9 protein-coding genes are annotated in these 12,869 nt (G+C 42.0%); 1 reads left to right on the top strand and 8 read right to left on the bottom strand.

Annotation, left to right across the window (positions count from 1 at the left end; translation table 11 throughout):
• From V7L20_RS14745 to V7L20_RS14725, 5 genes are all read right to left on the bottom strand, one after another.
• Window positions 1-3,983 (bottom strand): nSTAND1 domain-containing NTPase (locus tag V7L20_RS14745; protein WP_334744798.1); only part of this gene is annotated, 3,983 nt, incomplete at its 3' end.
• Window positions 3,984-4,082: 99 nt separating this feature from the next.
• Window positions 4,083-4,247: a hypothetical protein gene (locus tag V7L20_RS14740; RefSeq protein ID WP_334744797.1), complete on the bottom strand. Its 165-nt coding sequence runs from the start codon at window positions 4,245-4,247 to the stop codon at window positions 4,083-4,085.
• 196 nt (window positions 4,248-4,443) lie between these two features.
• Window positions 4,444-5,754: a P-loop NTPase fold protein gene (locus V7L20_RS14735; protein WP_334744796.1), complete on the bottom strand. Its 1,311-nt coding sequence runs from the start codon at window positions 5,752-5,754 to the stop codon at window positions 4,444-4,446.
• A gap of 202 nt (window positions 5,755-5,956) precedes the next feature.
• Window positions 5,957-7,312, bottom strand: a complete 1,356-nt coding sequence (locus tag V7L20_RS14730) for a (Fe-S)-binding protein (protein ID WP_334744795.1) — start codon at window positions 7,310-7,312, stop codon at window positions 5,957-5,959.
• Between the two features lie 55 nt (window positions 7,313-7,367).
• The gene (locus V7L20_RS14725) at window positions 7,368-8,750 is read right to left on the bottom strand and encodes an FAD-binding oxidoreductase (RefSeq protein WP_334744794.1); all 1,383 of its coding nucleotides are present in this window, start codon (window positions 8,748-8,750) and stop codon (window positions 7,368-7,370) included.
• Window positions 8,751-8,972: 222 nt separating this feature from the next.
• Here V7L20_RS14725 and msrB point away from each other — a divergent pair, with 222 nt between their 5' ends.
• Window positions 8,973-9,467 carry a peptide-methionine (R)-S-oxide reductase MsrB gene (msrB, locus tag V7L20_RS14720; protein WP_334744793.1) on the top strand — a complete coding sequence of 165 codons (495 nt, stop codon included), beginning with the start codon at window positions 8,973-8,975 and terminating at the stop codon, window positions 9,465-9,467.
• Between the two features lie 663 nt (window positions 9,468-10,130).
• Here msrB and mreD read toward each other — a convergent pair.
• From mreD to V7L20_RS14705, 3 genes are all read right to left on the bottom strand, one after another.
• Window positions 10,131-10,748, bottom strand: coding sequence for a rod shape-determining protein MreD (gene mreD, locus V7L20_RS14715; RefSeq protein ID WP_334744792.1), 618 nt, complete (start codon window positions 10,746-10,748; stop codon window positions 10,131-10,133).
• Window positions 10,749-10,752: 4 nt separating this feature from the next.
• On the bottom strand, window positions 10,753-11,583 hold the full coding sequence (gene mreC / locus V7L20_RS14710; protein ID WP_334744791.1) for a rod shape-determining protein MreC: 831 nt from the start codon (window positions 11,581-11,583) through the stop codon (window positions 10,753-10,755).
• A gap of 89 nt (window positions 11,584-11,672) precedes the next feature.
• On the bottom strand, window positions 11,673-12,680 hold the full coding sequence (locus V7L20_RS14705; RefSeq protein ID WP_334744799.1) for a rod shape-determining protein: 1,008 nt from the start codon (window positions 12,678-12,680) through the stop codon (window positions 11,673-11,675).
• Window positions 12,681-12,869: the final 189 nt, after the last annotated feature.

The following is a 12,869-nucleotide window of genomic DNA, read 5'->3' as shown; positions in this document are numbered from 1 at the left end:
CCGTCCGGGCTGAAACTTACACCCCTGACACTGCCTTGATGCCCTTTGAATTTGGTAAGCAGTTGCCCATTAAGCGTCCACAACCGCGCTGTGTTATCAGCTGATGCCGTGGCGATGGTTTTGCCGTCCGGGCTGAAACTTACACCCCTGACACTGCCTTGATGCCCTTTGAATTTGGTAAGCAGTCGCCTGTTTAGCGTCCACAACCGCGCTGTGTTATCAGCTGATGCCGTGGCGATGGTTTTGCCGTCCGGGCTGAAACTCACACCTCTAACATAGCCTTGATGCCCTTTGAATTTAGTGAGCAGTCGCCCGTTGAGCGTCCACAACCGCGCTGTGTTATCAGCTGATGCCGTGGCGATGGTTTTGCCGTCCGGGCTGAAACTTACACTTAAGACACTGCCTTGATGCCCTATGAATTCGGTGAGCAGTTGCCCGTTGAGCGTCCACAACCGCGCTGTGTTGTCAGCTGATGCCGTGACGATGGTTTTACTGTCCGGGCTGAAACTCACACCCCCTACATAGCTTTGATGCCCTTTGAATTTGGTGAGCAGTTGCCCGTTAAGCGTCCACAACCGCGCTGTGTTGTCATCTGATGCCGTGGCGATGGTTTTGCCGTCTGGGCTGAAACTTACACTTAAGACACTGCCTTGATGCCCTTTAAATTTGGTGAGCAGTTGCCCGTTGAACGTCCACAACTGCGCTGTGTTGTCATCTGATGCCGTGGCGATGGTTTTGCCGTCCGGGCTGAAATTTACACCCCTGACACTGCCTTGATGCCCTTTGAATTCGGTGAGCAGTTGCCCATTGAACGTCCACAACCGCGCTGTGTTGTCATCTGATGCCGTGGCGATGGTTTTGCCGTCCGGGCTGAAACTTACACCCCTGACACTGCCTTGATGCCCTTTGAATTTGGTAAGCAGTTGCCCATTAAGCGTCCACAACCGCGCTGTGTTGTCATCTGATGCCGTGGCGATGGTTTTGCCGTCCGGGCTGAAATTAACACTTAAGACACTGCCTTGATGCCCTTCGAATCGGTTAAGTTCTTTGATTTTATCGAGAATAGTATCCAAAGCAAAAATAGGGCTGATAGCTGGATATTTTTCTAAAGGGCGACCATCTTTTACGAAAGTTTTTAACTCTTTTCCACTCTGCATTGCCGCGACCAATGATTCTAACTCGGCATACTCAAACTGTTTTAAGGCATTAACACTTGCCCGTTCTAATTCGGTTCCCTTTTGTGATTCTTTTTGTGCTGTCTGTGCTATCCGTGTATCTTTATATGCTTTTGTAAGTGCTGCTTGTGCTTGACTCAAAATAGTTTGAGCCTGTTTAGCTTTAAATTCTGCTTCTTGTTGTTGTCTATTTGCCTGTTGTACTTTCTCTTCAGCAATTTTAACTTGTTTGTTAGCTGTTTGGATTTTTTCCTCTGCTCGCAAGCGTTGTTCTCGCTCTCTTGCTAGTTCTGCTAATATTTCATTGCCTTGTTGTTGACGAATGAACGCCACGAGATAATCATGCACCAGTTGATAACGGTCAGCTGGCGATTCTGGTAACAGCAATACTAACCTTGATGCCACAAAAATTTCTAACACCAAATCTAGTTTATCGGTTTCTACTGCCAAATCTGCGACTAACTCAGCACGAGTTTTCAGGGGACGAGTACCATTTTCATCTGTAAGTAAATATAAAACCAGTCGAGCAACTTGTTCATTCTCCGCACCACAATCTTGGATGACTTCTTCTAAAAACCGCTCAACTAGTTTTTCTTTTGTACCAAACTGACGATAACTATCTAAACTTGTAATTTTCTCAGTTTGCAATTGCGTCCCCACAATTTGTAGCTCAATCGGGCGTACTTCTCCCAAATAACCTGCTAAATCCCGGACTAATTCATCAATTAATGCAGGCTCTAGGTAAAAATGAGAGCGTTCTGTTAAACTCTGCACTACAGCCATAGCATCGGCTGGCAAAAAGTTACCTAAGTAATAGCGAATATTTTTATCGAGAATATTATTATTAATTGCAGTCAAATTAAACAGACGGTCTAACTCTAACAAATAATGTAAATAATCTTCACGCAAAGATAGAATTACTTTGACAAAAGGAATATCTAGACAAACTCGCAAAAACTCATAAAATTCTCGTCGTTGACGTTGGTCAGTATAAACAAAGAAAAACTCTTCAAACTGGTCAAAGATTAAAACCGTCAACAAATTCCGGTCAGCATTTCTCCGTAATTGTTCCAAAATAGCTGCTGAAGAATTAAGATTCACAGATAATTGATTACCTCTGACTTCCTCAAAAGCCTTAGCCAAACTCTGCCCCAACATTCCCACCCAATCTGTATAAACTCGCAACAAAAGGGGTAAAGCATCTCGCTCACCAATTGCTTGCTGTTGCAATGCCGGGATTAATCCACCTTGTAAAATTGAACTTTTACCTACTCCTGATTGACCATGAATTACAGTCAATTTATGCTCAGTCCCGCCAATTCTTTCTCGCAACCGCTTCACATCTTGTCCTCGTCCAGAAGCAGCAATTTCTTGAGCAATAGTTTCAGGGTTTTCTACTTGCAACTGTGCAGAATTAATTGCCTGTAGCCGTGGGTTGAGATAAGATGCACCAACAAAAGCGCGGAAGCCATACTGCTGTTCAATTTGTAGTTGTTCTTGTTTAATATTAAAAGCTTTAAGATATTCGCCTTGTTCAAAGTAGAGTGAGCGCAACCTTTCTAATATGGATATATATAATTGTGGGTTGTACTGATGATTACTTTCATTTTTCGCAACTTCTAAATTAGTAATTGCTGCTTTAAATTCACCTAAACCCTGTTGTGATTTGGCTAAAATAAACCGATACAAACCAAATTCATTTAATTGAAAATTATGTATATCAGCTAATATTTGCAATGCTTGCTCTGCAAATTGATGAGCTTCATCCCAGCGAGACTGTTCTAAAGCTACTTCTGCCAAAAAACCATAATTTTGAGCCAACTGCACCGGCGTGCCATAATTTTGATGTAGCGGCAGAGCTTTTACTACAAGGCTTTGCAACTCTGACCATACTTGTAAATGTCGCAGCACTTCACCCAGTTTAGTAATATGTTTTGCAACTAAATGTGAAAGTTGTGCTTGTTCAAAAATTTCAATAGCTTGCTCAAAGTAATTTCTAGACTCTTGCCAATAGCGTTGATTTTCTGTTTGATTTTTTTCAGATTGGCGATTATAAGCCGAAGCAATATTAACGAGTAATATACCTTGTCGTTCTAAATAATTACTTTGTCGCCACAACTCTAAACTTTGTTGATAATGTGCTAAAGCAGAATCTATCTGGTCATGTATATAATCGTTTAAACCAAGCAAATACTCTAAACTTGCTTGAAGTGCTGCTTCTAATACTTCTCCTCGACTTTGCAAATCTTGACGGGCGGTTTCTAGTTCCCGGCACATTTGGGGATTAGGCGTGATATTACCAGCAAAGATTTCGTCACTTTTTTGCTGAAGGTAGTTGATTAACTCATCAGTAGGGTTTTCAAATTCAATGATAGTTGCCCAATTTTCTAAATCAGTTGCTAATCGAATAAATTTTTGCAGAACTGAATCATTAACCCACAACAATATCGGAAAACGGAAGTTTTTTCTAAACTCCTCCCGTACTTGGTTAGCTGAAGTCAGAACTGTATCAATATCTTTAACCGACTCCAAACCAAAAATCATCAACGCAGGTGGCTTTTGATTTAAAAGTTGTTCGTGTATATTTGTGTAAAGCGTTTTGACCGATGTAGGTAAGGTAATTTCGCAGATTTGTACAGGAGTTAATTGTCGCAGGCGTTCTACCATGCGCTGACATAAATCAGCATAGTTACAGCGCAGCAAAATCAGCGAAAATTCTCCTTGAGAAAGGGTAATTGTTCGCACCAGAGTTTGCAATGAATGCTCATTGTCAAAGGCTAAATTTTCTGGCTCTTGCTGATTACTCATAACATATAGCAATCCGGTTTGATTCCTGAATTTACTTGCGTGTACACCATAGCTTATTAAAGGGGAGGGAATAGATATTCTAGTTTCCCCTTTATAATGTTATTTCGGCGTTCGCATTTGTTGATTCGGCGTTCGCATTTGTTGATTCGGCGTTCGCATTTGTTGATTCGGCGTTCGCATTTGTTGATTCGGCGTTCGCATTTGTTGATTTGGCGTTCGCATTTGTTGATTTGGCGTTCGCATTTGTTGATTTAGCGTACGCATTTATAGAACGGATAGAAAAGCCCAAAAAGCCTGCTAGATATAAATTTGCTTAACTGGGCAGACACAAGCGATCGCTAAGGCTAAAACCTTTAAAAATTATAGCTTGGCTCTTTTGTGGATAAGGTTTTTCCAACTTGTGTGTACACTGTAGCCCCTGTGGTATGCTCCCGTGCCTACACAGCGATTGATTATTTTTTTAATTGGAAGTCCCTAACCTAAATTCTTGGGCTTCAGCCAAAATCGGATTGACATCAAACCAAGAACCATCTTCATTCCGGTATTCAAATACAAACATACTGCGGAGCAAAAGTTCGTATCTTTCATGACCTCTCAAGTTTTTCTCTTGCGCCACCTTACGCAGTAATTCCCATTCATCGGGCGTAATTGCCAAAGTTAGCTCATTACGGCGTTGTTTAATCACTCTATTTACGCACTCTTGTGACAAAGGTGGGTCTTCTTGCTGAAGACAACGAAATAATAACATTAACAAGTTACGCAAATGACCGCCGCTAACTAAGCACAGCCTTTCTAAACTATCAGGACTATCAAAAACTTCACTAATCAAATGCTGGCTTTGTTCCCAACTGACACCAGGAAAAGCTCTCGCCATCACCATTTGTCGCAGCAGTGTAATTCCTTGTGAAAATTGCGAACCATCTTGTAGTTGCACAGGAACCATCGGCAAAACCTTGGGGTCTGCGCCAAAGCGATTTGTTAACCTTCCTAAAGCGTTGGAAAAAATCAACACTAAGGGAATAGTATAAACAACATGACAATTTAGCTGGTTTAATTGTTCACCGCGTTCAACAAAGAGATATTCTGGCTGGTAATGACCGGAAGGTTTCAAAGAATTATCCACTCTGTCGAGATTATCTATAATTACCACTAGTCCTTGTTTACCTTGCTGCTTAAGTTTTTCTCTAGCAGGCTTGAGCAATTCTTTGTTAATTGATTCTAAAATGCCATTGGTACGCGGTTCTAAATATTGCCGTAACTGTCCACGGAGTTTAGGACTATCTTTAGTTTTGGCAGTAATTTTGGCAATACCTACAGATAACTCTCCCCCAAGTTCTATCGGCGTTTGCAAAAATTCACCAAGTTCAGTAAACAGAGTTTGAAAGTATCCTGGTTTGAGGTTAATTTTTATTGCTTCTAGGCTTTGACTAACCTCACGAGCTACTGCCAGTAATATATCTGTAACATCAATATCAGCCATATCCAGGCTTTGGCTAGACTCGAAATAAACCGCATGAAATCCCTGCTGTTCTAACTCTGCCTTTAGCCGCAGTAATTCAGTAGACTTGCCACAGCCAATATGTCCGGTAAATAATTGACAGGTAGGTTCTTCAGGTGAAAGGCGGGTGATAGTTCGCCCTAATTCTTCAATAATCTTGGCACCACGCACTTTAGAGAAATCAATATAATACTGTCTATCCTCCGGTTTGCTCACAACCAGAGTCTTACTGGGATTGCAAGCTTGAAAAAACCTGACTAAATCTAGTTTCATCACAAATCACCCAAAATTAGGCTGACACTCTTGCCCATTTCAGTGATTATACAGACGAGAAAGCGGCTATTTCGGAAAAAGCTTTTTCAAAACAGCTGATTAAAAACTTCCAATTAAAAAAATATCTAACTTTTCTTGTGGGGTGGACATCTTGTCCGCCCTTATTTACTGGCGGGCGAGACGCCCACCCCACAATAAATGTCTACAATTTCAACTTTTCACCCCGAATCGAATAATCTAACAACTCCATCGGGTGAATAACTGAAATAGTCTTACCTTGCAAGTGCAAATACTTCGTAATTTGCAAAGTACACCCCGGATTAGCAGAAGCAATTAACTCAGCACCAGTATTCAACAAATTCTGCACTTTTTGCCGACCCAATTCTTCAGAAACTTCCGGTTGCAACATATTATAAACCCCAGCACTGCCACAACATAAAGCTGCATCTATTGGTTCTCTCAACTTCACCCCTGGAATTTGCCGCAACACCTGACGCGGTTGCACGCTAATCTTTTGTCCATGCAATAAATGACAAGCATCTTGATAAACTAAATTTAAAGGTTTATTAGTCAACGGTGAAAGTTTTGCTGTTAACCCAACAGTTGCCAAAAACTCTTGAGCATCTTTAACTTTAGCGGCAAAATCCTTCGCCTTTTCCCGATATTCTGGGTCATCTTCTAAAATATGACCGTATTCTTTCAAAGTATGACCGCAACCAGCAGCATTAATAATCACGAAATCTACATCTGTTTTGGCAAAACTATCAATCATCTGCCTTGCTAAAGCTTTCGCCTGTTCTGTTTGTCCTTGATGTTCGGGAAGCGCTGCACAACAACCTTGAGATTTCGGAATCACAACTTCACAACCATTCGCCGTTAAAACCCGCACGGTTGCTTCATTCACAGGAGAGAAAAACAGCCGTTGCACGCAACCCAAAATCACCCCGACTCGGTAGCGCTTCTCACCTTTAGCGCGAATAATGGTAGGCAAATTATCTTGAAAAGATTTGAGAGTAATTTCTGGCAGAATAGATTCCATTGCTGCCAAACGGGGCGATATTTTATTGAGTAAACCCGTAGCCCGAAATAATTTAGCAAATCCCAACTTTTGATAAACCAACAAGGGAACTAATAAAACCCGTAAAAGGTTAGGATAAGGAAACAAAGAAAATATCAGTTGACGAAATAACTTGTCTGGCAAACTGCGAGGATAATTTCGTTCAACTTGATGACGAGTTGCAGAAATTAACTTGTCATACTGCACCCCAGAAGGACAAGTACTCACACAAGCAAGACAGCCCAAACAAGAATCAAAATGTTCTACAGTTGCCGTATTTAGAGCAATGTCACCCTGATTAATTGCATCCATTAAATAGACGCGTCCTCTAGGAGAATCCATCTCCTTACCCAGCACCCGATAACTCGGACAAGTCGAGAGACAAAATCCACAATGTACACAACTATCAATTAACTTTGGGTCAGGCGGATGATTCTCATCAAACCCCTTCAAATTCTTTAAACTAGCCGTATTATTAACAGAATTTTCTGAAACTTGCATATTTCTTTTCCCCTCTCTATCTCAGCGTCCTCAGTGTCTCTGCGGTTGGTTAAAACTAAATCCCACCCACAAACCTACCAGGACTTAAAATATTCTTACTATCAAACTGTTCCTTAATACGACGCATCAACGGCAAAGCATTCCCCGTATAACCCCAAACATCTATTTGTTCTTTAACCGCCACTGGTGCTTCCAGAATTGTTAAAAAACCTCTACTCGCTTGAGTGCGTAGGCGCAGCCCGCCGTGGGCATCGCCTCCGGCGCAGCCTAGCTCATCGCGTACTTTCAAAACTTTATTTTTATCCTCTAATTGTAACAAACCCAAACCACTACTTATATGAATTAAACCCAACTCCACCTGAGTCAAAATCTCCACAGCAGCAGTAGGTAACACTCCTATTTTGCAAATGATTACAGATTCTGTGTCAGAAAAATGGATTCGTTCTTGTAATCTCTGCCATAGATTAGCCTCATCACCATCGGCAAAAATTGCCCCATCTAAACCTAACTTTTGCCCTACTTCCAAAATTCGGTTTGACTGTTCCTTAACACTCTCACTAATACTTTGAAAGCGGGCAATTAATCCCAGTCCTTCACCCAAACCTAAACTAGACACCAACTTAGTTGATAGCAAATCAGCCTGAACAGGTGTTAACGCCGAACCTCGAAGGATATCAGCCGCTTGAGATACAGCCTCTGCACTACCCGTTAGTACTACCGTCCCCGATGCCTCTGGTAGCGGATATATGCGGAAAGTTAGTTGACTAATAAAGCCTAATGTGCCGTAAGACCCAGTAAGCAATTTCATCAAGTCATATCCAGCAACATTTTTAACTACTCTTCCCCCAGCTTTAGCGATTTGTCCATCGGCACGCACAAAAGTAATACCTAGTAGCTGGTCGCGCACACTACCATAACGTTGCCGCAGAGAACCTGTATCACCTGTGGCAACAATACCACCAATGGTTGCTGACTCTGGTGCTGTGGGGTCAAGAGCGAGAAATTGCCGCGATTTTATCAAAAGTGCTTGCAAATCAGAGAACTTCATCCCAGCTTCTACTGTGACAGTCAAATCCCCAACAGCATGTTCAATCAGTTGGTTCATGCGTTCTGTACTAACTACAATATCAACGCCCTTAGCTAAACCGCCCCAGCTAAGTTTACTGCAACTACCACAGGGAAGAACACGCCAGTTGTTAGTGTGAGCTGTAGCAATAACTGTAGCTAACTGTTGTTGAGTGCGAGGATAGACGATACAACTAGGAGAATTTCCAGAAGCGTAAAGGTCTTGCAGCTTCTGATTAGAGATTGCCTGTTGAATACGTTTTTGCTGACTTAGTTCGATATTTTCCCAAAGACAAACAGCATTTTCGCCGACGATAGATGCAAAATCAGAAGCGCACACGCCTTGCGGCTTGTCGTTAGACATCGCTTTCATTTAGTTTATTTTTTTACGCCCTACATTTAATTTACTGGCTAACCTGACCAAAAAAGCGCATTACCGTTAATGTACGGTGGGTTTATTTTGTTATTTCTTAGCTAATTTTAATCAGTTTATCAGGTGTAATTCAGGGCGATCGCTGATTATAGTCATTAATGTAGGGAATTCCGTACTGGAGTTGATTGTCCAGTTAACCTCAAAATAGAAAATAATAGATATATGGACAAACGGTATTTTTTACAGGCTAGTGCAGTAATAGTCGGCACAGCATTGTTATCAAAGTATATCAATTGGGAGTCAGAAGCGATGACAACTTCTAATAGTGAATTTGAAATCACCAAACCTGAAGAAGAGTGGCAGACGATTTTAACGCCAGAACAGTTTAATGTATTGCGTAAACACGGGACTGAACGCCCTTACACCAGCCCATTGGATAAGGAATACGACAATGGGACTTATTATTGTGCTGCGTGTAAACAGCCACTGTTTACCTCTGATACCAAATTTAACAGTGGTACTGGCTGGCCTAGCTTCTTTAAGCCGATTGAAGGTGCGATCGCTACTACTGAAGATCGGTCGTTGTTTATGACCAGAACCGAAGTACATTGTAGTCGTTGTGGTAGCCATCTGGGTCATGTTTTTGATGACGGCCCTGCACCCACAGGGAAGCGCTATTGCATGAATGGGGTTTCGTTGAAGTTTACTCCTGCCTAATTTAGTTGCGTAGGTGTAGCCCGCACTTCGGCAAAGCTACTTCGACTGCGCCCTTCTCTACGAGAGGCTGCGCCTTAAGCGTAGCTATGCCGCAGGCTTTATGGCTACGCCCTTCTCTACGAGAGGCTGCGCCAACGACTACGCTCAGGACAAGCTCACGACAAGCTCACGACAGGCTCAGTGACCATTGTAGACATTGCAGGCACTAACCTAAATTATGAAATTTTGAGGCTTGACCAAGGGTGAATAAATTTTTGACAATAACTTCTCCTATTCAATCTTAATGGACGAAGTATTGTCAATTTCAATAAATGCAACTCTTGGTCTTCACTAGAGTTATTTACCTAAATCATCCTATTTATTTGGGTCTTTTTTATCCTTTTTATCTTTGGGATATTTTTTAGGTTTTTTAACTTCTTTATTACTTTTTCTTTCCTTCGATATCAGGGTTTTCCAACTAGGTTAATCAGTGAAGGCTTCTATTTTCTGCTGTTAGTAAATCAGGAGATGACTTACCGATATTCTTTTAGGGCAAAAAAGAAAGTATCAAACATAAATACCACTAACTACCATGATCCGGTGTTGTTTGATTATCGGGGTCAATCCAAAATTTAAAATCGTTCGACTGAGCGAGGTCGAAGTCCAAAATTCAAAATCGTTTGACTATTGTTCCAACAACTTTATCCGTTGCCACCAACGATTTAGTGGATAATACACTACAGGTGCCCACAGACTACTAAGAATGGCAGAGGCTAGGGCGACACGCTGGTAATATGTCCAAATATCTGTTACCTTGCGCTCATTCCCCATCAAAGTTAATTGCAACCCAAAAATAGTTTCTGCCAAAACTGCCATTACAAACACAATTACAGCAATCGAAATAAAATCTTCTTCGATAAAACGCTGCTTCTGAAGCAGAGCAGTTAAAATTCCGACTATACCTAAACTAAGGGCATGAGTAGGGTCAGGTGATGTCATTGAATCTTGAAGTAGTCCTAGAACTATCCCTGCCAATGCTCCCGCAAACACTGTGCGCTTCACACTCCAAGCTACCACCCAAATTAATAGCCAGTTAGGGGCAATTCCCAATAGTTCCATACCTGGCAAGCGGGTTGGCAATAATAGTAAACATAAGAGTACAGAACTAGCCGTCACTATCCAACCCAACAACTGACGTACACCGGGATGCCAATGAAAAAGTGGCTGGATTCGGAATTTCGATTTTCGCTGTGATGATTTTGGCTTTTTCTGCCTGCTACCAACAAATGCAGGAATCTTCATTTTTCTATGGATTTTTTTGAAGAATTGACTTAGACTTTTGCGGCACTTGATTTACCGACTTTTGGATTTCCAACTCTTGGTTTTCTAGCTTTGGATAAACAGCCACCCAATCGAGAGAGCGGATTGGCGGAAAAAGCTCGATTTTCGCTACTGAGGCGGGAAGTTTCTTTAAATCCAGCGACTTGATTCGTCCTACTGCCAAACCAGATGGAAATTTCTGACTATAAGTAGATGTGGAAACTAAATCTCCTACCTTAACATTTGGGACTTTTTCATAAAACTCCAGCACAGCTTCTGCTGAAGAATCCCCACGCAAAACGCCTTTAGCTGCTGTGCGGCTAACTGATACACCCACTTGACTTTTAAGATCGCTGATTAGCAACACGCGACTAGTATTGGGAGTTACACTCTCCACTAAACCCACTAATCCGCCTTCTGCCTTGACTATGAAGCCTTCCTGAATCCCTGCATTTGCACCACGATTCAGGGTAACTTGTTGCCACCACTGATCAGCACTACGTCCTACAACCCGCGCTGGAATTGGCCGTGATGCCAACGGCTCTTTTTCCACATAGCCTAATAAATCTTGTAGCTTTGTCTTTTGACTTTCCAAATCTACAATACGGGTTTGCAATTCCAATATCCGAGCATCCCTGAGACGTTCTTCTGGAGTTGGCCCTGACTGCAACATCTCTAACGGACGGGTAATTGCCTGGTATGTCTCAAGTACCAGTGCACCTTGAGTTTGTCGCAATATCCAAGCACTACCAACTACTAAAGCTAACAACCCGATTTGCAACCCTTTATGATCCCACCAACGCCGTATTGTAACCATATATACATTAATATATTTAAATAATTAAGTTCTATTTGAGTTCTATTTATATAAAACCCAAATAGAACTCTAGTTTGATATTTTTCCGACTACATATTGCGAGAGCTTTCAATAACTACTCTTTCCAACTGTTTAAAGTTTTCTAACACACGACCTGTTCCCAGCACAACACAGCAGAGAGGATCGGCGGCAATGTGAGTCACAATCCCCGTTTCATGGCTAATTAAGGTATCTATGCCTTTGAGCAAAGCACCACCACCGGCTAACATAATACCTCTGTCAATAATGTCTGCTGCCAGTTCTGGAGGTGTGCGTTCCAGTGTCCGCTTCACAGCTTCTATAATTACTGATAGCGGTTCCAACATACTTTCACGAATTTCTGGGGCTTTAATTGTTACAGTACGTGGAAGACCAGAAAGTAGGTGTAAGCCCCGGATTTCCATCATAGCGTCATTATCATCATTAGTAGGATAGGCAGAACCCATCCGAATCTTGATGTCTTCGGCAGTTCGCTCACCAATGACTAAGTTATGAACTTTCTTAATATACTGAAGAATCGATTCAGTAAGTTCATCCCCAGCAATGCGTACTGATTCACTAATCACTGTACCCTGAAGACTCAGCACTGCAACTTCTGTTGTACCACCACCAATATCGATGATCATGTTGCCAGTGGGTTCAGCAACCGGTAGTCCGGCACCAATGGCAGCAGCTACAGGTTCATCGATTAAATAAACTTTTCTTGCTCCTGCTTGGTGAGCTGCATCCATCACAGCTCGCCTTTCTACTCCGGTGACACCACTGGGAATACCAATGACAATCCGGGGTAAAATTAAGGATTTACCTTCATTTACACGCTCAATAAAGCTTTTGAGCATCAGCTCGGCTATATCGAAATCAGCGATTACACCATCGCGCAAAGGACGGAGGGCAATCACGTTTCCAGGTGTGCGACCGAGCATTTTTTTGGCTTCTTCTCCTACTGCCAGTGCTACCTTTTCGTTGACATCGATAGCAACTACAGAAGGCTCTTGCAGTACAATACCTTTACCAGATACATAAACGAGGGTGTTAGCAGTACCGAGGTCGATACCCATATCCCATGATGTGCGAAAGTTCCTAAAAATACCCACGCGTCTTTAAGCCCCCTATGTGCGATACTTCTTGACTACAACGGTAGAGTTGATTTGATTATGTTTATATCCTGAGTTGAGTAAACTAGACTATATTTTTATATGATTCTCAGGAATATTTACTATGTCTTACTTCTTTGTTTTTTGATATTT

Origin of the sequence: Nostoc sp., from assembly GCF_036916735.1 — a bacterium.
In the GTDB taxonomy this organism is placed as follows: domain Bacteria; phylum Cyanobacteriota; class Cyanobacteriia; order Cyanobacteriales; family Nostocaceae; genus Nostoc.
This window is presented reverse-complemented; position numbering and strand designations above follow the sequence as displayed.